The sequence below is a fragment of the Streptomyces sp. SLBN-8D4 genome, from assembly GCF_049739545.1.
Taxonomy (GTDB): domain Bacteria; phylum Actinomycetota; class Actinomycetes; order Streptomycetales; family Streptomycetaceae; genus Streptomyces; species Streptomyces canus_C.
The window spans coordinates 5,405,555-5,428,344 of sequence record NZ_JBMGQC010000001.1 but is presented as its reverse complement, the minus strand read 5'-3'; the positions used below and the strand labels follow the sequence as shown (position 1 = coordinate 5,428,344).

The following is a 22,790-nucleotide window of genomic DNA, read 5'->3' as shown; positions in this document are numbered from 1 at the left end:
AGTAGGGTCCCCCGGTGATCGATGACGACGGGTACTTCGGAGAGTCCGTCGCGGCGACGTACGACGCGTCGTCGGCGGCGATGTTCGCACCCGGGGCGGTCGAACCGGCCGTGGCCTTGCTGGCGGAGCTCGCCGGCGAGGGGCGGGCCCTGGAGCTGGGTGTCGGAACCGGGCGGATCGCGTTGCCGCTGGCGCGGCTCGGGGTCGAGGTGCACGGCATCGAGCTGTCCCGGGCGATGGCGGACCGGCTGCGGGCCAAGCCCGGGGGTGAGGCGGTCGGGGTGACGATCGGGAACTTCGCGACGGCCCGAGCGCCCGGCACGTTCTCGGTCGCTTACCTGGTCTTCAACACGATCATGAACCTGACGACCCAGGACGCCCAGGTGGACTGCTTCCGCAATGTCGCGGCCCATCTGGAGCCGGGCGGGACCTTCGTGGTGGAGGTCATGGTCCCCCAGCTGCGCAAGCTGCCTCCCGGGCAGAACACGGTGCCGTTCCACGTCGGCACGGACCGCCTCGGGTTCGACACGTACGACCTCGCCACGCAGGCGATGTCCTCCCACCACGTCAGGGTCTCGGAGGACGGCCAGGGCTCCTTCCGGTCCATCCCCTTCCGCTACGTCTGGCCCGCGGAGCTGGACCTCATGGCACGGCTGGCCGGGATGCGGCTGCGGGAGCGGTGGGACAACTGGAGCCGGGAGCCTTTCACGAGCGAGAGCGAGTCATGCGTCTCGGTGTGGGAGAAGATCACGGACTGACCAGCGGGGCCGGTCCTTCCCGGCCGCCCTGAGCCATACGACTGGGCGCGGTGTGCGGGGCCTCGACGCCGACCGGGGCACCTGCCCCAGGCCGTCGGACAGCTGGCTGCGGGGTGGGGTGTCCGGGGCGTCGACGCCGATGGGGGGGCAGCCGCCCCGCACCGGCAGACACCTCAGCGCGGACGAGATGACCGAGACCTCGACACCGACCGAGGCAGGCCACCGCACCCGCCGGACAGCTGGGCGCAAACAAGGTCCCCGGCCCTCGACACCGACCGGAGCCAACCGCCCCACACCACCAGACACTGGGGCGCAGGCGCCCGTACCCCACCCCGGCAGCCCCGCAGCCTCCGCAGCCCGTCGCAAGCGGCCCCGGCGCCCCGCGCCGCCCCCGGGCACCCCTCACCCAAGCCCCGGACCACACCCCCGTACGGCACGCACCGCCCCCGTAAGGCTCACGGAGTGATCGCCTTGCCCCGTCCCACCTGCGTCCGCACCGCTCCCATGCTCGCCGCGATCACGAGGGCGACGGCGAGGGCCTGGAGCGGGGACAGGGACTGGTCGAGGATCAGGAAGCCCGCGAGGGCGGCCATGGCCGGCTCCAGGCTCATGAGGATCGCGAAGGTGGAGGCGGGCAGGCTGCGCAGGGCGAGGAGTTCGAGGGTGTAGGGCAGGACGGAGGACATCAGGGCCACCGCCGCGCCGAGGCCCACGGTCACTGGGTCGAGGAGCCTGGCGCCGGACTCCGCGATGCCGAGCGGCAGGAACGCCAGCGCGCCGATCGCCATCGCGAGGGCGAGGCCGTCGGCCTGCGGGAAGCGGCGGCCGGTGCGCGCGCTGAAGACGATGTACGACGCCCACATGGCGCCCGCGCCCAGTGCGAACAGGACACCCGCCGGGTCCAGGTCGCCGAAGTCCCCGCCGCCGAGGAGGAAGACCCCGGCGAGCGCGAGTCCGGCCCAGACGGTGTTGACCGCGCGGCGGGAGGCGAGCACCGAGAGGGCGAGCGGACCGAGGAACTCCAGGGTCACGGCGGCGCCGAGCGAGATGCGGTCCACGGCCTGGTAGAAGAGGCCGTTCATCGCGGCCAGGGTGAGGCCGAAGACGACGACCGTGCCCCAGTCGGTGCGGGTGTGCCCGCGCAGCCGGGGCCGGCAGATCACCAGCAGGACGACGGCGGCCACGAGCAGTCGCAGGGTCACCACCCCGAGGGCGCCCGCCCTGGGCATCAGGGTCACGGCCAGCGCCGCGCCGAACTGCACGGAGACGCCTCCGGCCAGCACCAGTCCGACGGGACCGAGGGAGCCGAAGCCGCCGGGCCCCGGCGGGGGTGGGGTGGCCGCCGAGGTCGGCGACGACGTCGGGGCGCTGCTGGAGGTGGTCACGGGACTTCCAGGGGTCGACTCGGGGTACGTCCATCATGCTGCACTACTCAGTTCACGATAGTGGACCCAGTCATGTGCGTAAACCCGTTATACGGCTGTCCCCCTACGACGGCTCCCGCACCATGAAGACGTCGACCGAATCCTCGGACTCCACGCTGAACCCGTGGCGCTCGTACAGCCGCCGGGCCGCGCTGCCCTGGAGGACGTTCAGGCGGACGAGTTCGCCGTCGGCGTCGGTCCGGGCAAGCAGACCGCGCAGGACGGCCGAGCCGAGGCCGAGGCCCTGGAGTTCCGGGGCGATGAAGAAGTGCTCCAGCCAGTGGCCGTCCTCGGCCGGGCGCAGGGCGACGCAGCCCGCGAAACGGTCCTCGGCCTCGATGATCGACAGGTGTCGCGCGATGAAGGCGTCCCGGAACCGCTGCCGTACCCGGTGCTCGTCGAACCGGCCCAGCCGCTCCAGGTCGGGGCGCATGACCACGGCCCGCAGTTCGGCTATGACCTCGACGTCGGCCGGTGTCGCGGGACGCAGAGTCCAGGCCGTGAGACGCGTGTTCGTTTCCACGGCCGGAGTATCCCAACGGCTCCCGCGAGCAGGGACCAGGAGGATCAGAACTCAAAACGCAGAACTCAGGACTCAGGGCTCAGGACTCAGGACTCAGGACTCGTTTCGAGTGCCTCCGCCAGCACCTCCGCCAGATGTCTCCCCCGTACACCCGCCAGCTGCTCCAGCTGCGTACGGCAGGAGAACCCGTCGGCCAGCACCACCGCGTCCCGCGGAGCCTGCCGTACCGACGGCAGCAGCTGTTCCTCCGCGCAGGCCCTGGACACTTCGAAGTGCCCTTTCTCGAAGCCGAAGTTGCCGGCGAGTCCGCAGCAGCCGCCGCTCAGGTCGCCGGCGAGTCCCGCGGCCTCGCGCAGCCGGCGGTCGGCGGTGTCGCCCAGGACCGCGTGCTGGTGGCAGTGGGTCTGGCCGACGACCGGGCGGTTCAGGGCCGGTGGCCGCCAGTCGGGGGCGAGCCGTTCCAGGGCCTCCGCGAAGGTCAGGACCCGGGAGGCGAGACGGGCGGCCCGCGGGTCGTCGTGCAGCAGTTCCGGCAGGTCGGTACGGAGGGCGGCGGCGCAGCTCGGTTCCAGGACGACGACCGGGGCCCGGGTCTCCAGCACCGGGGTCATCAGGTCGAGGGTGCGGCGCAACACCGTACGGGCGCGGTCGAGTTGTCCGGTCGACACGTACGTCAGGCCGCAGCAGACCCGGCCCCGGCCCCGCAGGAGGGACACCGGGTCGAGGGCGACCGTCCTGCCGTCGCCCACCGGCGGCTTCTCCAGGTGCACGGTGGGCGGCAGCGCCACCCGCAGCCCCGCCGCCTCCAGCACCCGTACGGCCGCCTGCCCCACGGACGGGGAGAGGTGCTCGGTGAAGGTGTCCGGCCACAAAATGACCAGGTCACCGGTGCCGCGCGCGTTCCGCCCGGGGGCGTTCCGCCCGTCCCACCACCGGCTGAACGTCTCCGTCGCCACCTTCGGGATCCGCCGCTCGGGCGTGATCCCGCCGAGCCGCTTGGCGAGGGCCGCCAACGGCCGTACCGAGGCAAGGGCGTTGACCACCGCGGCCGCCCGCACCCGGTCCACCCGGCGCAGCCACTCCGGCAGCCGGCCCATGCTGTGGTGGGACGCCGGGCGCCGCCGCCCCGCGTAGTGGTGGTGCAGGAACTCCGCCTTGTACGTGGCCATGTCGACGCCGACCGGGCAGTCGGAGCGGCAGCCCTTGCAGGACAGGCACAGGTCCAGCGCGTCGCGGACCTCCGTGGACCGCCAGCCGTCGGTGACCAGTTCACCGGCCAGCATCTCGTGCAGCAGCCGGGCACGCCCGCGCGTGGAGTGCGCCTCCTCGCCGGTGGCCCGGAAGGACGGGCACATGACGGCGGGCCCGGACGACCCTGCCGTACGGCATTTCGCGACCCCGACGCAGCGGCGTACGGCGGCGGAGAAGTCTCCGCCGTCGGCCGGGTAGCCGAAGGCGACGTCGACCGGCTCGCGGGGCAGGACGGAGAAGCGGAGGTTGGTGTCGAGGGGGGCCGGGCGGACCAGCATCCCCGGGTTGAGCAGGTCGTCCGGGTCCCACACCGCCTTCGCCCGCTCGAACAGGGCGACCATCTCGTCGCCGTACATCTTCGGCAGCAGTTCGGCCCGCGCCTGCCCGTCCCCGTGCTCGCCGGACAGGGACCCGCCGTGGGCCGCCACGAGCTCGGCGAGCTCCTCGGAGAAGCGGCGGAACCGCCCGATCCCCGCCCGCGTCAGCAGGTCGAAATCGATGCGGACGTGGATGCAGCCGTCGCCGAAGTGTCCGTACGGGGTGCCGCGCAGCCCATGTGCTCCCAGCAGCTCCCGGAAGTCGCGCAGATACGCGCCCAGCCGCGGCGGCGGCACCGCGCAGTCCTCCCAGCCGGGCCACGCCTCGGAACCGTCCGGCATCCGGGTCGCCGTACCGCTGGCGTCCTCGCGGATGCGCCACAGGGCCCGCTGTCCGGCCGGGTCGGTCACCACGTGCGCGTCGAGGACGTCGGCCGCGCGCACGATCTCCACCGCACGCGCGCGTGCCTCGCTTCCGGAAGAGCCGCCCGTCTCCACGAACAGCCACGCGCCGCCCCGCGGCAGCGCGGCCGCCGAGGGCACCAGGTCGGCCGCCATGCCCTCCACCGTCAGGGGGCGGTGCACCAGCAGCCCGGCGGCGGCCTCGGCGGCCGCGCCCTCGTCCGCGTACCCGAGGACCGCGAGGGCACGCGCGGGCGGCGCCTCCACCAGCCGGACCACGGCCTCGGTGAGCACGCCGAGGGTGCCCTCGCTGCCGCAGAAGGACCGGGCGACGTCGGCCCGGTGCTCCGGCAGGAGGGCGTCCAGGGCGTACCCGGAGATCCGCCGGGGCAGCTCGGGGAAGCCGGTCCGCAGGCGGGAGAGCTCGCCATCGACCAGCTCCCGCAGTCCCGCCGGCGCCCCGGCCCAGCCCTGCCCGAGCCGCAGCCGCTCACCGCGCGCGGTCACGACGTCGAGCTCGCTCACACTGCCCGCGGTGGTCCCCCATGCCACGGAGTGCGAGCCGCAGGAGTTGTTCCCGATCATCCCGCCGAGCGTGCACCGGCTGTGGGTGGAGGGATCGGGCCCGAACCGCAGCCCGTGCGGCGCGGCGGCGTCCTGGAGCCGGTCGAGCACGAGGCCGGGCTGGACGACGGCGGTACGGCTCTCGGGGTCCACGGACAGGAGCTTGTTCATGTACCGGGTGAAGTCCAGTACGACCCCGGTTCCGGTGGCCTGCCCGGCGATGGACGTACCGCCGCCGCGGGCGACGACGGGGACGCCATGGGTACGGCAGACCTCCAGCACGGCGGCCACGTCGTCGGCGTCCCGCGGGGCGACGACACCGAGGGGGACGCGCCGGTAGTTGGACGCGTCCATGGTGGTCAGGGCCCGGGAGGTGACGTCGAAACCTACCTCGCCCCGGACGGCCTTCCGCAGATCGGCCTCAAGATCCGTCATGACTCCAGCAAACCAGTCCGGTCAACACCGACGCGTCTCACCGGACGGACTACGTTTCGACCAGGTTTCCCCAGCGGCTACGCTCCCCTCGTGGCTGAGATCCAGATTCCCGCTGACATCAAGCCCGCCGACGGTCGATTCGGCGCGGGCCCCTCCAAGGTGCGGACGGAAGCGCTGGACGCGCTGGCCGCAACCGGTACCTCCCTGCTCGGCACCTCCCACCGCCAGGCGCCCGTCAAGAACCTGGTCGGACAGGTCCGCGCGGGCATCAGTGAGCTGTTCTCGCTCCCCGAGGGCTATGAGGTCGTCCTCGGCAACGGCGGCTCCACCGCGTTCTGGGACGTCGCGACGCACGGCCTGATCGAGAACAAGTCGCAGCACCTGACGTTCGGCGAGTTCAGCTCGAAGTTCGCCAAGGCCTCGAAGCTGGCCCCCTGGCTGGCCGAGCCCACGGTGATCTCCAGCGAGCCGGGCACCCACCCGGAGCCGCGGGCCGAGGCCGGCGTCGACGTGTACGCGTACACGCACAACGAGACGTCCACCGGTGTCGCCGCCCCGATCAAGCGTGTGACCGGTGCCGACGAGGGCGCCCTGGTCCTCGTGGACGCGACGAGCGGCGCCGGCGGTCTCCCGGTCGACATCGCCGAGACGGATGTCTACTACTTCGCCCCGCAGAAGTCCTTCGCCTCCGACGGCGGCCTGTGGATCGGCGTGTTCTCCCCGGCCGCGATCGAACGCGCCGAGCGGATCCACGCGTCCGGCCGGCACGTCCCGGAGTTCTTCTCGCTGCCGACGGCGATCGACAACTCCCGCAAGAACCAGACGTACAACACCCCGGCCCTCGCCACCCTCTTCCTGCTGAACCAGCAGCTGGAGTGGATCAACGGCCAGGGCGGCCTCGCCTGGTCGACGGCCCGCACGAAGGACTCCTCGACCCGCCTCTACACCTGGGCGGAGGAGTCCAAGCACGCCACCCCGTTCGTCACCGACCCGGCCAAGCGCTCCCAGGTCATCGGCACGATCGACTTCTCGGACGAGATCGACGCCGCGGCCGTCGCCAAGGTCCTGCGCGCCAACGGCGTCGTGGACACCGAGCCCTACCGCAAGCTCGGCCGCAACCAGCTGCGCGTGGCGATGTTCCCGGCGATCGACCCGGCGGACGTCGAGGCGCTGACGAAGTGCGTGGACTACGTCATCGAGAAGCTGTAACACCCGCTTCCGCTACGACGACGAGGGGCGCCCGGCAAACACCGGGCGCCCCTTCTCGCGCTTCCGCCTCCAGGTCGACGGTGAGGGCGCCCGGCGACGGTGCCGGGCGCCTTCTTCGGTTCGGGTCGGTCAGCCGCGGAAGCCGAGCAGCGCGTGCAGCTCGTCGCCGCCGGGTACCGCGGTGGCCGGCGCGGAGGTGCCGGTCAGGGCCGACGCCGTGGCCGGCTGGGCCGCCGCCGGCTTCGGGTCGGGGAGCTTGTTGCAGACCGCGTCGGCGGTGCCGTGGCCGCGGGGGACCGTGCCGTCGGTCAGGTACTTGGCGAGGTACTTGTCCAGGCAGGCGTTGCCGCTCAGCGAGATGCCGTGGTTGCCGCCGCCCTGCTCGACGACCAGGCTGGAGTGCTTGAGCAGGCGGTGGACGGTGACTCCGCCCTGGTACGGGGTGGCCGCGTCGTTCGTCGCCTGGAACAGGAGCACCGGCGGGAGCTTGGAATTGGCGACGTTCACCGGCTTCAGCGTCTTCGTGGGCCAGAACGCGCACGGCGCGTTGTACCAGGCGTTGCTCCAGGCCATGAAGGGGGCCTTCTTGTACACCGCCCAGTTGTCCTTCTGCCACTGCTTCCAGTCGCGCGGCCAGGAGGCGTCACGGCACTGCACCGAGGTGTAGACGCTGTAGCCGTTGTCACCGGAGGCGTCGATCGCGGCGAGGTTCTCGTACGCCTCGACCAGCGGGGCCGCGTTCTTGTCGTTGACGTACGCGGCGAACGCCTTGGCCAGGTCGGGCCAGTAGCCGTTGTAGTAGCCGCCCGGGATGAAGGTGTCCTCCAGCTCGGCCGCGCCCACCTTGCCACCGGCCGGCGTCTTCGCCAACTGGGCCTGCATCGCGTACCACTTGGCCTCGATCTTGGCCGGGTTCGTGCCGAGCTTGTACGTGGAGTCGTACTTGGCGATCCACGCCATCAGCGCCTTCTGGCGGCCGTCGAAGGCGTAGTCCTGCGAGATGTTGGCGTCGTACCAGACCCCATCGGGGTCGACGATCGAGTCCAGCACCAGTCGGCGCACGTGGCCCGGGAACAGCTTGGCGTAGACCTGGCCCAGGTAGGTGCCGTACGAGTAGCCGAAGTAGTTGATCTTCTTCGCGCCGAGGGACTTGCGGATCGAGTCCATGTCCTTCACGGCGTTGATCGTGTTGATGTACGGCAGCACGTCCGCGTACTTGCGACCGCAGGCGGCGGCGAAGGACCTGGCGCGCTCCAGGTTGGCCTTCTCGATCACGGACGTGCTCGGGACGCTCGCGGGGCGGACCGGGTTGAAGTAGCCCGGCTTGCAGTCGAGGGCGGGCGTGCTCTTGCCGACGCCACGCGGGTCGAAGCCGATGACGTCGTACTGGGCCGCGACCGCCTTGGGCAGGCTCGAGGCGACGAACCCGGCGAGGGTCAGCCCGCTGCCGCCGGGGCCGCCCGGGTTGACCAGGAGCGGGCCCTGGTACTTCTTCGCGGTGTGCGGCACCCGGGACAGGGCCAGGGTTATCTGGCGCCCCTTCGGGTGGGCGTAGTCCAGCGGCACCTTCACCGACCCGCACTGCAGCGTCGGGTAGTTCTCGGTGCCGCACTTCTTCCAGCTGACCTTCGCCGCCGCCAGGGCGGGGGCCGCGGTGAGGGACGTACCGGCCTCGGCCGGGACAGCCGTGACGGCCCCCGCCAGGACAACGGTCGCACCGCACAGCACAACAGCGCTTCTTCTCATAAGAGCGCATCCTGTCGAAGGAACTGTCGCATGAGAAACATCTGAGCGAAAGATTTGAATCTCCTTTGATCCAGGGCCGCTTGGCGCACTCCCTCCCCGAGGCCCCGAACCTGACACGCCGGCTGCCCGGTGCCAGGCATTCCCGGCTTCGCCTGCGACGAGGGCGCCCGGTACCCGCCGAGCGCCCCCTCCCGCACCCTCACGCAGCCGTACAGCTCACCGCCGGCACACCCCCGCCCCCAGGTGCTCCCCCGAACCCGAAGCTCGCCGAACCGCCCACCGGGACCGACCCGTTGTGGGAGGCGTTCGTCGCGGTCACGGTGGAGCCGGTCTGGGTGTACGAGGCGTTCCACATGGAGGTGACCTTCTGCGAGCCCGGCCAGGTCCAGGTGACCTTCCAGGAGGAGAGGGCCGTGGACCCCGAATTGGTCACCTTCACCTCGGCGTTGAAGCCGCCGCCCCAGTCGCTGCTGACGGTGTAGGCGGCGGTGCAGGCAGCCGTGGTGCCGCCGGGGTCACCCGGGCCCCCGGGGTCGCCGCTCGACGGGAAGCCCGGCGCCTTGACGCTCGCGAGGTACCCGTCCTTCACGGTGTCCACGCTCTGCCAGTCGTCCTTCAGGATCCCGCCCGTGTCACCGGAGTTGGGGTTCCAGGACCAGAAGGTCCAGTGGAAGGAGTCGGCGCCGTACGTCGAGGTGGGGCGCAGATACGAGACCAGCGCCGCCAGCCACTTCTGGTCCACGGCCGCCTGGAGCGTGGTGCCGAACTCGCCCACCCACACCGGCGCGATGTTCTGCTTGAAGATGTAGCCCCAGTACTTGTCCCAGATCCCCGGCATGTTGGCCGGGAACGACGGGTCGCTGAACCAGCTCTGCTGGGCCACGCTGGTCGCGTAGTCGTGGGCGGAGTACACGACCCGGTTCGCGACGTTCAGCTGCACCGGGTACTGGGCGACGCCCATCAGGTTGCCGCCCCACCAGCCGGAGACCCCGTTGAAGGTCTGCACGCCCTCCACGAAGATCAGCAGCTCGGGGTTGACGGACAGCACCGCGTTCCCGGCCCGCTGGGCGGCCAGCCGCCAGTCCGTGGCGGTGTCCCCGCAGCCCCAACAGGCGGGATCGTGGGGTTCGTTGTGCAGATCGATGCCTACGACGGTGTCCTGGCCCTTGTAACGCGTCGCCAGCGCCTTGAGGTTGGCGATCCACGTCGACTCCGGGACCGCCGCCGTGTACCAGAGCGCCGACTGGCCGCCGGAGTCCGGGCGGTGCCGGTCGAGGATGACCTTGAGGCCGTCCTGACCGGCGTACGACACGAGCCGGTCCAGGACGCCGAGGGAGTCCTTCCCCTGGAGGTCGGCGTTCTTGCCGCTGGAGAAGTCGATGCTGTTGGGGACCGTCCCCGCCTTGAAGATGTCGTCGCTGAACGGGATGCGGATCGTGTTGTAGCCCAGTGACTTCATCTGGTCGATCATGGATTTGTAGTCGCGGGACCAGAGGCCGTGGACGACGTGGTTGCTGGTCTCGAAGCCGAACCAGTTGATCCCGGCGATCCGGACCGGCTGCCCGGAGGCGTCCAGGATCTGGCGGCCGCTGGTGTGCCAGTAGCCGGCGCCGGCCGCCTCGGCGGCGTCGGCCGTCTGAAGACCAGCGGTCCCCAGCGGCAACAGGAGAGCCGCCGCCACCGCACACAGCGCTCTTCTCAAGCTGCGGAACATGTTCGCTGCTTCCTCTCGGGAGGTGCGGGCCCGGAACGGAGTGGGAGCGCTCCCACCGCCCTGCACCTCCCATGGAAGACAGGTCACATGAACACGTCAAGACGCTGGACGTCACCTTGTGCGTGTCAGGTCACGGGCGCAGCTTCCGGAACCTTTGTCGGGGGCTCAGGAGCGCCGGAACAGCCGCCGGAGTCCGAAGAGGGCGGCGACGGCTCCCAGGGCCAGGGCGCCGATCTTGACGGTGCCGCTGGAGGTCCCACCGCCGTCGCTACCGGAGGCCGAGGAACTTCCGCTCCCCGAGGGCGACTTGGACCCGCCGTCACCGGGCGCGTCCTGCGCCTCCACCTCGCTGTCGGCGCCCTCCATGCCCAGCAGGATCTTGGTCCCGTCCGGGGAGTAGGAGACGGACTCCCCCTGGCCGAGGGGCACGCTGATCCTCCCCCGCTTCTTGATGGCGCCGCCGTTCCAGTCGTACCAGATACCGCCGAAGTACCCGCGTACGACGAGCTGCCGGCCGTCCGGCGAGAAGGCGGCGTCGGTGGCCCACAGGTCGACGGCCTTGACGGGCTTGAAGACGTTCGTCCCTGAGGGGGAGAGGGTGGTGGGCCCCTCGTAGAGATGCCCGCCGTCCTCCTGCTTGTCGATGATGTAGACACGCCCGGTCCTGGGATGGACGACCATCGACTCGGCGTCGCGCGAGCCGTCGGTGTACTTCACGACGTACTGGGTGGCCTTGACGGACTGGTCCTTCAGGACCTTCGGCTCGGGCAGCTTGTAGATCCACACATAGGGCCAGGTGACCCCGTCGTTGTCGCCGATGTCGCCGACCCAGATCTGGTTGTCGGGCCCGATCGCGATGGCCTCGACATCCCTCGGGGTGCCCACGCCGGTCATGGTGATCCTGGCGACGGTCTTGCCGGTCGCGCTGTCGACGGCGTACAGGTACGCGCCGGTGTCCTGGTCGTTGTGGGTCCAGTAGATGCCCGGGTGCCGCCGCGAGGCGGCGAGTCCGCTGGACTCCGTGATCCGGGGGTCGCTGATGGTGAAGCCCTGGTCCCCCTTCCCGTCCCCGTCGGCAGCGGAGGCGGGCACGGCGGCGGGCAGCGCGAAGGCACCCACGAGCAGGATCCCGGCGAGCAGGGCGAAGGGTCGACGCATGCCCCAAGCGTGCCATCCGGCCCCGCCGGGCGGGCCGAGCGGGCACAGACGGTCCCGGCGCGTGGCCATCTTCACAGCACCGAGTTGCCCAAGATCTGTTACCCGCCGGTAAGAATCACCGATGATGAGCGCATGCTGCGATTCATGCCGGTCGGCGACTCGATGACGATCGGGAGCGCGGGCGAGCACACCTGGCGGTACCGGATGTGGCAGCACCTGCGCGACACCTGCGGCGGGCCCTTCGACCTCGTGGGCCCGCGCGAGACTCTGTACGACAAGGCGGCGGACGCCCCGACGTCGTACGCGTACGCCGATCCCGACTTCCCCAGAGCCCACCTGGCCGGCTGGGGCGAGGGCTGGCTGCACATGGCCCCGCTGATCGGTGAGGCGGTGCGCGGGCACCGGGCGGACGTGCTCCTGGTGTCGCTGGGCCTGATCGACCTGGGTTTCTACACGAACGCCGAACAGACCGCGGAGAACGTCCGCGCCTTCGTCGCCGAGGCCCGCCGGGCGAACCCCCGCGTCCGGATGGCCGTCCTTCCCGTGATCCCCAACGTCCGGGCGGAGTCGGACGCGCCCTTCGCGAGGGAGGTCACCCGCTTCAACGAGCTTCTGGCCAAGGCGATCGCGGACCTGGACGAACCGCGTTCCCCCCTGCTGCCGGCGTCCCCTCCGTCGTCGTACGACATCCACCACGACACCTACGACGGCACCCATCCGAACGCGAGCGGCGAGCACAGGATCGCGGCGGCCTTCGCGGAGGCGATGCACCAGGCGTGGGGCCTCGGCGGGCCCTACAAGGCCGGCTGAAAGGAGCGGGGCACGGGGGTCGGCCCGCGCCCCGCCCCAACCCCGCCCCCACGGCGGTCACTTCGGGTCGGCGTTGAACTTCGCGGTCGACCAGCGGTAGCCGAGCGCCGCGAGGCCGAGGCACCAGGCGACCGCGATCCAGCCGTTGTTGCCGATCTCGGTGCCGAGGAGCAGTCCGCGCAGGGTCTCGATGGCCGGGGTGAAGGGCTGGTACTCGGCGATCGGCTGGAACCAGCCCGGCATCGCGTCGACCGGCACGAAGGTGCTGGAGATCAGCGGCAGGAAGATCAGCGGCATGGCGTTGTTGCTTGCGGCCTCGGCGTTGGGGCTGATCAGGCCCATGCCGACCGCGATCCAGGTGAGCGCCGTGGCGAAGAGCACGAGCAGTCCGAAGGCCGCGAGCCACTCCAGGGCGGTGGCGTCGGTGGAGCGGAAGCCGATGGCCACGCCGACGGCGCCGACCAGGACCACACTGACGACCGACTGCAGCACGCTGCCGACGACGTGCCCGACGAGCACCGAGCCGCGATGGATCGCCATGGTCCGGAAGCGGGCGATGATGCCCTCGGTCATGTCGTTGGAGACGGAGACCGCGGTGCCGATCGTGGTGGAGCCGATGGTCATCAGCAGCAGGCCCGGGACGAGGTACGCGATGTAGTCGGAACGGTCGCCGCCGCCGATGCCCGCGCTCATGGTGTCGCCGAAGATGTAGACGAAGAGCAGCAACAGCATGATCGGCGTGAGCAGCAGGTTCAGGGTGAGCGAGGGGTAGCGCCGGGCGTGCAGGAGGTTGCGGCGCAGCATCGTGGACGAGTCGCGCACGGCGAGGGAGAGGGTGCTCATCGGACGGTCTCCTTGGTCTGGTCGGTGACGTCGGCGCTGCCGCCGGTCAGGGCGAAGAACACGTCGTCGAGGTCGGGGGTGTGCACGGTCAGCTCGTCGGCCTCGATGCCGGCCGCGTCGAGCTGGTCGAGGAGGGCGCGCAGCTCGGACTGGCTGCCGCCGTTGGGGAGTTGCAGGGTGAGCGACTCGTCGTCCCGGCTGCCCTCGCGCAGGGCGCGGGCGGCACCGCGGTAGGCGTCCGGGTCGGTGAAGCGGAGCCGGACGTGTCCGCCGGGGACCAGGCGCTTGAGCTGTTCGGCGCTGCCCTCGGCGGCGATCGTGCCGTTGTGCAGGACGGCTATGCGGTCGGCGAGTTCGTCGGCCTCCTCCAGGTACTGCGTGGTGAGGAAGACGGTGACGCCGTCGGCGACCAGTTCCCTGATGATCTGCCACATGGTGTGCCGGGAGCGGGGGTCGAGGCCGGTGGTGGGTTCGTCGAGGAAGATGATCCGGGGTTCGCCGACCAGGGTCATGGCGATGTCGAGGCGCCGCTTCATGCCGCCGGAGTAGGTGGAGGCGGGCTTCTTCGCGGCCTCGGTGAGGTCGAAGCGCTCCAGCAGTTCGGCGGTGACCCGCCGCCCCTCGCTCCTGGAGAGGTGGTGCAGGTCAGCCATGAGGAGCATGTTCTCCTCACCGGTGATCAGCCCGTCGACGGCGGAGAACTGGCCGGTGACGCCGATCGAGGCCCGTACCGCCTGGGCCTCGGCGGTGAGGTCGTGGCCACCGACCTGTGCCTGTCCGCCGTCGGCGGTGACGAGCGTGGAGAGGATCTTGACGGCCGTGGTCTTGCCGGCGCCGTTCGGCCCCAGGAGGGCGAAGATCGTGCCGGCCGGCACCTGGAGGTCGATGCCGTCGAGGACGGTCTTGTCCCCGTAGGACTTGCGCAGTCCGTTCGCCGCGATGGCCAGGACGGTCATGGTCGGTGCTCCTTGTGAAGGGGTGCGGGTCAGAGGCTGCGGGCGGTGATGTCGCCGTGGGTGGTGGTGGCGTGGATGGTCAGGGCGGCGTCGGAACCCTCGGTGTTCTTGAGGGAGTTGTGGACGCGGCCGTGGGAGGTGCCGGCGTCCAGGGCGGCGGAGGCGGCGGTGGCGAGGGTGATGTCGCCCTTCTGTGTGCTCAGCACGAGCGAGCCGGTGGCGGCTTCGTCGATGGTGATGTCGCCGCGCTGGGTGCTGATCTCGGCGGGTCCGGTGAGACGTCCGACGGTGATGTCGCTGTCGGCGGCGGTGAGGCGGATGCTCGCCGCCTCGTCGATCTTGACGGGGCCGTGGGCGCCTTCGAGGACGAGGTCCCCGAGGCGTCCGACGGCCCGGAACTCGGCGGCGGCCGCTGTGGCTTCGACGCGTGAGCCGGTGGGGAGCTGGACGGTGATCTCGACGGATCCGGAGGGCCCGAAGTACTGGTTATTGGCGGCCGGGGCGGTGATCCGCAGGACGCCGTCGTCGCCGTGGGTGACCTCGATCCGCTCGGCGGCCTTGGTGTCGCGGTTCCTGGCGGGGTCGGCGGGCCGGATCTCGACGGTGGTGTCGGCGCGGTCGGCGGCGATGACCTGGACGCGGCCGGCGGGGAGGTCGATGACGGTGGTGACGGGGGCGGGGGTGTCGAACTTCTGCATCAGGTGCTCCTGCGTTCGTCGCTGTTTCCGATGAACGAAAAGCTACGTTGCATTCACGATTCCAGCAACAGACTCGTTGCGCAATATGCTCATCACTGCAGCTAGAACCTGCAATTTCATTGCAACGAATCAGAAAGCAACGCAACGTCAGTTGCTCGTTCGTTGCAATAGGTGAGAAGTGAACGCTATGCTGCGGACACCAGGACCACGAAGGAGACCGCGATGCCGGGAGGCAGGCTCACCCAGCAGGAACGTCAGCAGATCGCCCTGGGAGTGGCCGACGGCCTCGCCTACGCGGAGATCGCCCGCCGCCTCGAACGCCCCACCTCGACCGTCACCCGCGAGGTCATGCGCAACGGCGGCCCCACCGCCTACCGCGCCGACCTGGCCCACCGGGCCGCCGAACGCCGGGCCCACCGCCGCCGACAGGCCGCACCGCGCGGCACGCAGACTCCGCAGGCGGCCCACGGGCGCGATCCCGAGGCGGTGCGCGAGTACGAGGAGACGTTCACCACCCGTCCTCATGCAGACGGGCGCGCCCAAGATGATGGCCAGGGTGCTGACCTGCCTCTACACGAGCGACACCGGCAGCCTCACCGCCGCCGAACTCGTCCAGCGCCTCGCGGTCAGTCCGGCGTCCGTCTCCAAGGCGATCAGCTATCTCGAGAACCAGGGCCTGGTCCGCCGCGAACGCGACGACCGGCGCCGCGAGCGCTACATCGCCGACGACGACGTGTGGTACCAGTCCATGATCGCCAGCGCCCGCGGCACCATACAGCTCGCCGAGACCGCACGACAGGGCGTGGGCGTCCTCGGCCGGGACACCCCGGCCGCCGTCCGCCTCGAGAACATCGCCCGCTTCCTCGACTTCGTCTCCGAGAGCCTCACCCGCGCCGCGGACCAGGCCCGCGAGATCCTGCACACGAAAGCGGAGACCCCGCCGGACAGCGCTACCTGAGCGACTGACGCCCGATGGCGTCGACGAGGAAGTCGGCGCAGGGCCTTACACCCGCCCGCAGCCCGCCGCTCCACCGCTCCTCCTCTTCCCCGAGGTAGATCGCGCGGGCATGGGACAGGACGGCCCGGTGTTCGGTCGGCAGCCGCCCGACGGCCCAGTCGGCCGCCGCGTCCTTGGAGCGGATGGTGTCCGTGGTGAGGGTGAGCCAGATGCGGGCCAGGGTGAGCAGGACGTTACGGGTGTCGTGGTCCAGGTTGTCCAGGAGCTGCGGGACCCCGGCCACGATCGCGCGCCTGAGGTCCGCGAGCGGTACGGGGGCGAGGAGTTGGGCGGGCGGGGGCCCGTACAGGGCCGTCTCCCCGGCCAGGGTCATGGTGAGCAGGGGCGCGAGATCAGGACTGGGCTCCGGCTCGGGCAGCACACCTCGCTCGTACTCCTCGCGCAGCCACTCCCCGTAGAGGAAGTCGCAGACGGGCGGGTACCGCCACGGCCGTACCTCGTCCTGCACGACGACGACCAGCTCGACGGGCCGAGCGCCCGGCACGCCGGACACCTTCGTCAACTCCCCCACCAGGGCACGGCGTTCGTCGCGGGTCAGCGACCTCCGTACGACGACCAGCACATCGATGTCGCTGTGCGGACGGAGACCGGCGAGGACGGCGGAGCCGTGGAGGTAGATGCCGAGGGGGGTGTCGGAGAGGGTGCGGTGGAGGACGGGGAGGAGGTGAGCGGCACCGTGGTCCTCCGGCATGGTGTGTCCTCCCGTGTCTCGGTCACCGTGCGTATCGTTGTACCGCGCGGCGGCACTTGTCCACGGGGCAGCCGGGGAGGAGCGCCACGATGACCGTCCTCGAAGACAGGATCGCGATGGCCGAGAGCGACAACACGAGCACGCTCGACGAGATGTTCGAGCGGCTCGAGACGATGCCCGTCCCCGAGGGATACAAGGTCGAGATCGTCGAGGGGACCGTCTACATGTCGCCGCAGCGGGACACCCACTGGGAGATCATCCTGGACATCGTCGAGCAGTTGCGGACCAAGTATCCGCGGAAGCGCGTGAAGTCCGACGTGCGCATCGACTACCCGGGGCACCTCAACGGATTCGCGACCGATGTGACGGTGATGGCCGAAGGCGCCGCCAAGGCGGAGGGCGGCCACTGGTCCTACGAGGACGTCGAGTTCGTCGCCGAGGTGATCTCCAAGGGCACCGCGGCCAACGACTACGGCCCGAAGAAGGCCGCCTACGCCACGGCGGAAGTCCCCGTCTACGTCATCGCGGATCCGTATCAAGGGCGGTGCCACATCTACACCGACCCCAAGGGCAGCGACTACGAGGTCGAGACCAGGGTGCCCTTCGGCAAGGACGTGGACCTCACCGGCACCGTCGTCGGCCTCACCCTGAAAACCGATGAGTTCCCCCGCGACTGACTGACAGAATCCGCCGCATGGCGATCATCCACAACACCACCCTCAAGCCCACCAAGCTGGAACTGCTCACCACCTGGCTGCCCACCCGCCCGTGGTACGCCGGCACCGGCACACCCGAGTTGACCAAGGCCGGCGGCTTCCGGCTGGACGACCCGGAGGGCGAGGTCGGGATCGAGTTCATGGTGGCCGTCGACTCCTCCGGCCCCGAACCCGTCGCCTATCTGGCCCCGCTCACCTACCGCGCCGACCCCCTCCCCGGCGCCGACCACGCCCTCGTCGGCACCATGGAACACGGCGTCCTGGGCGCCCGCTGGGCCTACGACGGCATCCACGACCCGGTCCTGCGCACCGAGCTCCTCGCCCTGTTCGAGGGCCGCGCCCAGGCCATGGCCCAGAGCATCAGCGACACCCCCGACCACGAGGTGACCCACTCCTACGCGGGCAGCGGGCTCCCCTCCCCCGCGGGCCCCGTCGAGGTCACCGACGACCGGGACGGCACCGAGCTCCCCCTCCCGGACGGCACGGTCCTCCGCCTGCACCGGCGTCCGCCGGCCACCGCCCCCGAGGGCGCGGCCGGCCAGGTCACCGGCGCCTGGGACGCACCGGACGGCACCCGCGCGCGAGCCGTGTTCGCGACCCTGCACACGTCCCGCTCCGCCGGCTGACCGCAGCTCAGAACCCCACATCGGCCTCCCGGTACGCCGGCACCCGCCGAACCCGGCTCGCCCGCTCGTACGCGTACGCGAGCCGCAGCAGCACCGGCTCGCTCCACGCCGTCCCCATGAACGTCACCCCAGCCGCTCCGCGTCGAGCCGTCCCTCGGCCATCAGCGCGCGCAGCTCGGTGATGCCCAGCTCGTCGAGCTCCCCGCCCGCGGTGTCGGCCCGGGCCGGGGCGGCGCCCAGCCAGGGCGTGGCCGCCGCGGCGGTGCCGAGCGCCAGCACGTTCCGCCGCGTGGCGCGGGTTCCCTCCATACGTGTCATGTGCTGCACGCTAGAGACGAAACCGCCCCAACTCCCTCCGGCTGTCCCCCGATTCCACAGGGGAGCAATCCCCCCGAAGTTCACGCTTGCCTGGAGTCCACTCCAAGGCGTTGGCTTGACCACCATGAAGTACACGCAGCTCGGACGCACCGGACTCAAGGTCAGCCGACTCGTCCTCGGCACCATGAACTTCGGCCCGCAGACCGACGAAGCCGACTCCCACGCGATCATGGACTCGGCTCTCGACGCGGGAATCAACTACTTCGACACCGCCAACGTCTACGGCTGGGGCGAGAACAAGGGCCGTACCGAGGAGATCATCGGCAACTGGTTCGCGAAGAGCGGCGCCAACCGCGACAAGGTCGTCCTCGCCACCAAGGTCTACGGCAACATGGGCGCGGACGGCGAGGCCTGGCCGAACCACGACAAGCTGTCGGCGCTGAACATCCGCCGTGCCGTGGACGCCTCGCTCAAGCGGCTCCGGACCGACTACATCGACATCTACCAGTTCCACCACGTCGACCGCGCCACCCCCTTCGAGGAGATCTGGCAGGCGATCGACACCCTCGTCCTGCAGGGCAAGATCCTGTACGCCGGGTCCTCCAACTTCCCCGGCTACAAGATCGCCCAGGCCAACGAGATCGCCGCCCGGCGGAGCGGCACCATCGGGCTGGTCAGCGAGCAGTGCCTGTACAACCTCTACGAGCGCCGCGCCGAGATGGAGGTCATCCCGGCCGCGCAGGACTACGGCCTCGGTGTCATCCCCTGGTCGCCCCTGCACGGCGGTCTGCTCGGCGGGGTCATCAAGAAGGAGGCCGAGGGCGGCCGCCGCGCCTCCGGCCGCGCCGCCGACACCCTCGCCGACCCGGCCGCCCGCGCGCGCCTGCAGTCGTACGAGGACCTGCTGGAGAAGCACGGCCTGGAGCCCGGCGAGGTGGCCCTGGCCTGGCTGCTCACCCGTCCCGGCGTGACCGGCCCGATCGTCGGCCCGCGCACGGCGGAGCAGCTCGCATCAGCGATCAGGGCGGTGGAGCTGGAGCTGAGCGAGGACGTCCTGACCGGCCTGGACGAGATCTTCCCGGGCCCGGGGCCGTCCCCGGAGGCCTTCGCCTGGTAGGGGCGCCCCACAGGGGCGCGGGGCGGAGTCGATCTGGGGCTCCGCCCCGCGGGCGCGACCAGCCACGACGGCGCAGCGGCCGAAGGACTGGCCGCAGTTCCCCTGCCTACCTACCGAGCGCCGCAGCCAAGGCAACAACGACGAACATCATCACAAGCACACCGGCCATGATCCGGTTCCGTGTCTTCGGGTCCACGTATCGAGCCTAACCGGCCCCACCCAGCGCCCAACGGCCGACCACCTCATAGCGAGGCTGCTCCCCCGGCACTCCCGACGTCGGCAGGTTGCTCCGGACCAACGCGAGCTCGTCGACGGTCCAGCTCCGGCTCGCGAGCCCGTCCAGCACCTCCAGGTACGGCTGTACGTCGAAGACCTCGCGGCTCCTCGCCACGGTCAGGTGGGCCTTGTACCGCCGGTGCTCCCCCATCTCCACCCCCGCCTTCCGCGCCGCCGCCTCCGCCCGCTCCGCCAGCAGCCGCAGCACCGGCAGATCACCGAAGGCCCCTGCCCACAACGCGCGCCCGTGCCCGAACTGCCCGCCACCGCGCAGGGCCAGCGGGAAACACGGGGTCCGCCGAGCCGCCCGCTCCAGCCGAGCCGACAGTTCGGGTACGAGGGCCTCGTCGACCTCGCCGTAGAAGGCAAGGGTGAAGTGCCATCCGGGAACGCCGGTCCAGCGCAGCTCGGACGCTCCGGGCAGTCGCCTCAACTCGGCCACTTTCAGCGCGAGTTCGTCGGACACGTCCTGCGGGGGCAGCACCGCGGCGAAGAGTCTCATGGGAGTCAGCCTGTCACCATGAGGGCATGGAGATCAGCATCAGGGACGGCGGGCCCGACGACATACCGGTGATCCTCGGCATGCTCGACAGCTGTGTGGAGTGGCTGGTCGCGCAGGGGCGTCCGGGCCAGTGGGGGACCGAGCCGCTGTCCCGGAGCCCCAGGACGGTGGAGTCCGTCGCCCGGTACATCGACGAGGGCAGCGTGTTCATCGCCGAGGCCGACGGCGTACCGGCCGCGACCCTCACCATCACCGACGCGCCCGGCGCCTATCTCGCCCATCTCCCGCCGCCGGGCGAGCCCGAGCGGTACATCCACTGGCTCGCCTCCGACCGCCGCTTCAAGGGCCACGGCCTCGGCAGCGCACTGCTCGCGCACGCCGCCGAGGCGACCCGGCGCGCGGGCGTCGCCCTGCTGCGGGTGGACTGCTACGCGGGCGACGACCGCAAGCTGGTCGCCTACTACGAGGCCAACGGCTTCGCCCCGACGCACACGTACACCGCCGGGGCGAACAACGACTGGCCGGGCCAGGTGCTGGCCCGGCGGGTAGGGCCGTAGGGCTCAGGCCGCCGCGGCCAGCTGCTCCTGTGCCTCGCGGGGCACGAAGCGGACGTGCGGGTGGCCGCGGTTCCAGCCGACCGACAGGCGCAGATTGCCGACGCGGGCCAGGACCAGGCCGATCGTCACGGCCGCCAGCGCGGCGATCGCGCCGCCCACCGCGAGGCCGGCGCGGACGCCGTACGCGTCGGTGACCCAGCCGGCGATCGGCGCGCCGATCGGGGAGCCGCCCATGAACACCATCATGTACAGCGCCATCACCCGGCCCCGCATGGCCGGGTCGGTGCCCATCTGCACGCTGGTGTTCGCGGTGACGTTGACCGTCATCCCGAACATGCCGATCGGGGCCATGAGCAGGGCGAACAGCCACAGCGAGGGAGCGAGGGCGGCCACGATCTCCAGCGTGCCGAAGGCCACCGCGCCCACGACCAGCACCCGCATCTTGGCGGTGCCGCGCCGGGCCGCGAGCAGGGCGCCGGCCAGGGAGCCGACCGCCATCACCGTGTTGAAGAGGCTGTAGGAGCCCGCGCCCGCGTGGAAGACGTCGTCGGCGAAGGCCGAGAGGTAGACGGGGAAGTTGAAGCCGAAGGTGGACACGAACCCGACCAGGACGATGGTCCAGATCAGCTCCGGTCGCCCGGCCACGTACCGCAGGCCCTCCCGCAGCTGTCCCTTGCCGCGCGGGGCGCGCTCGACGACGTACAGCTCACGCGCCCGCATCATCAGCAGACCGACCAGCGGGGCGACGAAGGACAGGCCGTTGGCGAGGAACGCCCAGCCGGTACCCACGCCGGTGATCATGACGCCGGCGACGGCCGGACCGATCAGACGGGCCGACTGGAAGTTGGCGGAGTTCAGGCTGACCGCGTTCTGGAGCTGGTCGGGGCCGACCATCTCGGAGACGAACGACTGGCGGGCCGGGTTGTCGACGACCGTCGCGAGGCCCGCGGCGAAGGCGGCGAGGTAGACGTGCCAGACCTGGACGTGGCCGGACAGGGTGAGGACGGCGAGCGCGATACCGGTGGCGCCCATCGCGGACTGTGTGAACAGCAGCGCGCGGCGCTTGGACAGCCGGTCGACGAGGACACCGCCGTAGAGGCCGAAGAGCAGCATCGGCAGGAACTGCAGAGCCGTCGTGACGCCGACGGCGGTGGCGGAGCCGGTGAGGCTGAGCACCAGCCAGTCCTGGGCGATGCGCTGCATCCAGGTGCCGATGTTGGAGACGACCTGGCCGAGGAAGAACAGGCGGTAGTTCCTGACCCTCAGCGAGCTGAACATCGAGGACTTGCGGGGGTAGTGGGCGGTCGGTGCGGGGACGGAAGGTGCTCCGGGTCCCGTACTCAAAGTGCGTTCGCCTCCTCTTCGCGGCTTACAGGTGTGCGAGTTTCTCCAGCACGGGGGCGGCTTCGCGCAGTTTCGCCCACTCGTCCTCGTCGAGGCCGTCGACCAGGGTGGCCAGGAAGGCGTTCCGCTTGGCGCGGCTCTCCGCGAGCATGGCCTCGGCCTGCTCGGTCTTGGTGACGACCTTCTGGCGCCGGTCCTCGGGGTGCGGCTCCAGCCGGACGAGTCCCTTGGCCTCCAGCAGCGCCACGATGCGGGTCATCGACGGCGGCTGGACGTGCTCCTTGCGGGCGAGCTCGCCCGGGGTGGCCTTGCCGCAGATGGAGAGGGTGCCCAGCACCGACATCTCGGTGGGGCTCAGTGACTCGTCGACCCGCTGGTGCTTGAGCCGACGGGACAGTCGCATCACGGCTGATCGCAGGGAGTTCACGGCGGCAACGTCGTCGCCATGGGTAAGGTCCGGCATCTCTTTAGCGTAACTCATTACTCTCGCTAAACAAGCTGGCGCGCACGGGGATTCCCGTGACTCCGGCCACTGAAACCCGATCTTCACCCGTACGAGTGAGTCGGTGGCGGAACGTGAACGCCGCTCCCCGGCGGCGGCGACCCTCGTGTTCATGGGGACCAGCGTGCTCAGCCTGCGGATAGACGGGGAGCTGCTCGACCGGCTCCGGGACCATGCGGCCAAAAGGGGGATGAGCGTCCAGGACTATGTGATCCGAACGCTCATCCGAGACGACTTCGACGAGCGGTTCCAGAGCGCCGTCGACGAGACCGAGAAGTTCTACGGCGTCACGTGAGAGCGGCTCACGTGAGGGCG

Annotated in this window: 22 protein-coding genes and 1 pseudogene; 9 read left to right on the top strand and 14 right to left on the bottom strand. The window is 70.7% G+C overall.

Annotation, left to right across the window (positions count from 1 at the left end; genetic code table 11):
- The first annotated feature begins 14 nt into the window (after positions 1-14).
- Complete coding sequence (locus RKD20_RS24685) at positions 15-758, top strand: class I SAM-dependent DNA methyltransferase (protein WP_424879613.1); 744 nt, start codon at positions 15-17, stop codon at positions 756-758.
- 455 nt (positions 759-1,213) lie between these two features.
- On the opposite strand, the gene RKD20_RS24680 is transcribed toward RKD20_RS24685, so the two are convergent.
- From RKD20_RS24680 to RKD20_RS24670, 3 genes are all read right to left on the bottom strand, one after another.
- Positions 1,214-2,143 (bottom strand): EamA family transporter, encoded by a 930-nt coding sequence (locus RKD20_RS24680; protein WP_424879612.1) that lies wholly within the window; start codon positions 2,141-2,143, stop codon positions 1,214-1,216.
- A gap of 103 nt (positions 2,144-2,246) precedes the next feature.
- Positions 2,247-2,705 (bottom strand): N-acetyltransferase family protein, encoded by a 459-nt coding sequence (locus tag RKD20_RS24675; RefSeq protein ID WP_424879611.1) that lies wholly within the window; start codon positions 2,703-2,705, stop codon positions 2,247-2,249.
- A gap of 86 nt (positions 2,706-2,791) precedes the next feature.
- The gene (locus RKD20_RS24670; RefSeq protein WP_424879610.1) at positions 2,792-5,674 is read right to left on the bottom strand and encodes an FAD-binding and (Fe-S)-binding domain-containing protein; all 2,883 of its coding nucleotides are present in this window, start codon (positions 5,672-5,674) and stop codon (positions 2,792-2,794) included.
- Between the two features lie 90 nt (positions 5,675-5,764).
- Here RKD20_RS24670 and serC point away from each other — a divergent pair, with 90 nt between their 5' ends.
- Positions 5,765-6,883: a phosphoserine transaminase gene (serC, locus tag RKD20_RS24665; protein ID WP_424879609.1), complete on the top strand. Its 1,119-nt coding sequence runs from the start codon at positions 5,765-5,767 to the stop codon at positions 6,881-6,883.
- Between the two features lie 129 nt (positions 6,884-7,012).
- On the opposite strand, the gene RKD20_RS24660 is transcribed toward serC, so the two are convergent.
- The 3 genes from RKD20_RS24660 to RKD20_RS24650 form a co-directional block, all read right to left on the bottom strand.
- A complete protein-coding gene (locus tag RKD20_RS24660; RefSeq protein ID WP_424879608.1) occupies positions 7,013-8,629 on the bottom strand; it encodes an alpha/beta hydrolase in 1,617 nt (538 codons plus the stop codon).
- A gap of 199 nt (positions 8,630-8,828) precedes the next feature.
- Positions 8,829-10,343, bottom strand: a complete 1,515-nt coding sequence (locus tag RKD20_RS24655) for a cellulase family glycosylhydrolase (protein ID WP_424879607.1) — start codon at positions 10,341-10,343, stop codon at positions 8,829-8,831.
- Between the two features lie 165 nt (positions 10,344-10,508).
- The gene (locus tag RKD20_RS24650; protein ID WP_424879606.1) at positions 10,509-11,501 is read right to left on the bottom strand and encodes a WD40 repeat domain-containing protein; all 993 of its coding nucleotides are present in this window, start codon (positions 11,499-11,501) and stop codon (positions 10,509-10,511) included.
- A 132-nt stretch (positions 11,502-11,633) separates the two neighbouring features.
- Here RKD20_RS24650 and RKD20_RS24645 point away from each other — a divergent pair, with 132 nt between their 5' ends.
- Positions 11,634-12,311 carry an SGNH/GDSL hydrolase family protein gene (locus RKD20_RS24645; RefSeq protein ID WP_424879605.1) on the top strand — a complete coding sequence of 226 codons (678 nt, stop codon included), beginning with the start codon at positions 11,634-11,636 and terminating at the stop codon, positions 12,309-12,311.
- A 57-nt stretch (positions 12,312-12,368) separates the two neighbouring features.
- On the opposite strand, the gene RKD20_RS24640 is transcribed toward RKD20_RS24645, so the two are convergent.
- From RKD20_RS24640 to RKD20_RS24630, 3 genes are read right to left on the bottom strand one after another with little or no spacing between them, the layout of a single operon-like run.
- A complete protein-coding gene (locus tag RKD20_RS24640; protein WP_424879604.1) occupies positions 12,369-13,154 on the bottom strand; it encodes an ABC transporter permease in 786 nt (261 codons plus the stop codon).
- Positions 13,151-14,110: an ATP-binding cassette domain-containing protein gene (locus tag RKD20_RS24635; RefSeq protein WP_424879603.1), complete on the bottom strand. Its 960-nt coding sequence runs from the start codon at positions 14,108-14,110 to the stop codon at positions 13,151-13,153. The genes RKD20_RS24640 and RKD20_RS24635 overlap by 4 nt, the downstream gene beginning before the upstream one ends.
- A gap of 29 nt (positions 14,111-14,139) precedes the next feature.
- A complete protein-coding gene (locus RKD20_RS24630; RefSeq protein ID WP_424879602.1) occupies positions 14,140-14,808 on the bottom strand; it encodes a DUF4097 family beta strand repeat-containing protein in 669 nt (222 codons plus the stop codon).
- Between the two features lie 222 nt (positions 14,809-15,030).
- Here RKD20_RS24630 and RKD20_RS24625 point away from each other — a divergent pair.
- Positions 15,031-15,766: pseudogene (locus RKD20_RS24625) on the top strand (helix-turn-helix domain-containing protein).
- On the opposite strand, the gene RKD20_RS24620 reads toward RKD20_RS24625, so the two are convergent.
- Positions 15,759-16,517 (bottom strand): aminoglycoside adenylyltransferase family protein, encoded by a 759-nt coding sequence (locus RKD20_RS24620; protein WP_424879601.1) that lies wholly within the window; start codon positions 16,515-16,517, stop codon positions 15,759-15,761. The pseudogene RKD20_RS24625 and the gene RKD20_RS24620 overlap by 8 nt on opposite strands.
- 89 nt (positions 16,518-16,606) lie before the next feature.
- On the opposite strand from RKD20_RS24620, the gene RKD20_RS24615 reads away from it, so the two are divergent.
- Positions 16,607-17,194 carry a Uma2 family endonuclease gene (locus tag RKD20_RS24615; protein WP_424879600.1) on the top strand — a complete coding sequence of 196 codons (588 nt, stop codon included), beginning with the start codon at positions 16,607-16,609 and terminating at the stop codon, positions 17,192-17,194.
- A gap of 17 nt (positions 17,195-17,211) precedes the next feature.
- Positions 17,212-17,859, top strand: coding sequence for a maltokinase N-terminal cap-like domain-containing protein (locus RKD20_RS24610; RefSeq protein ID WP_424879599.1), 648 nt, complete (start codon positions 17,212-17,214; stop codon positions 17,857-17,859).
- Between the two features lie 123 nt (positions 17,860-17,982).
- Here the strand turns inward: RKD20_RS24610 and RKD20_RS24605 are convergent, their stop codons facing one another.
- A complete protein-coding gene (locus tag RKD20_RS24605) occupies positions 17,983-18,177 on the bottom strand; it encodes a hypothetical protein (RefSeq protein WP_424879598.1) in 195 nt (64 codons plus the stop codon).
- Between the two features lie 124 nt (positions 18,178-18,301).
- On the opposite strand from RKD20_RS24605, the gene RKD20_RS24600 reads away from it, so the two are divergent.
- Positions 18,302-19,294 (top strand): aldo/keto reductase, encoded by a 993-nt coding sequence (locus tag RKD20_RS24600; protein ID WP_424883305.1) that lies wholly within the window; start codon positions 18,302-18,304, stop codon positions 19,292-19,294.
- 205 nt (positions 19,295-19,499) lie between these two features.
- On the opposite strand, the gene thpR is transcribed toward RKD20_RS24600, so the two are convergent.
- Entirely contained in the window at positions 19,500-20,072 is a 573-nt protein-coding gene (thpR, locus tag RKD20_RS24595; RefSeq protein ID WP_424879597.1) for an RNA 2',3'-cyclic phosphodiesterase, read from the bottom strand.
- 26 nt (positions 20,073-20,098) lie between these two features.
- Between thpR and RKD20_RS24590 the strand changes: the two genes are divergently transcribed.
- Positions 20,099-20,629, top strand: coding sequence for a GNAT family N-acetyltransferase (locus RKD20_RS24590; protein WP_424879596.1), 531 nt, complete (start codon positions 20,099-20,101; stop codon positions 20,627-20,629).
- Between the two features lie 3 nt (positions 20,630-20,632).
- Here the strand turns inward: RKD20_RS24590 and RKD20_RS24585 are convergent, their stop codons facing one another.
- Together RKD20_RS24585 and RKD20_RS24580 are read right to left on the bottom strand one after the other, a co-directional pair.
- Positions 20,633-21,907, bottom strand: coding sequence for an MFS transporter (locus RKD20_RS24585; protein WP_424883304.1), 1,275 nt, complete (start codon positions 21,905-21,907; stop codon positions 20,633-20,635).
- A 91-nt stretch (positions 21,908-21,998) separates the two neighbouring features.
- Positions 21,999-22,436 (bottom strand): MarR family winged helix-turn-helix transcriptional regulator, encoded by a 438-nt coding sequence (locus tag RKD20_RS24580; protein WP_007382847.1) that lies wholly within the window; start codon positions 22,434-22,436, stop codon positions 21,999-22,001.
- 145 nt (positions 22,437-22,581) lie between these two features.
- Here RKD20_RS24580 and RKD20_RS24575 point away from each other — a divergent pair, with 145 nt between their 5' ends.
- Positions 22,582-22,770: a hypothetical protein gene (locus RKD20_RS24575; RefSeq protein WP_028808515.1), complete on the top strand. Its 189-nt coding sequence runs from the start codon at positions 22,582-22,584 to the stop codon at positions 22,768-22,770.
- Positions 22,771-22,790: the final 20 nt, after the last annotated feature.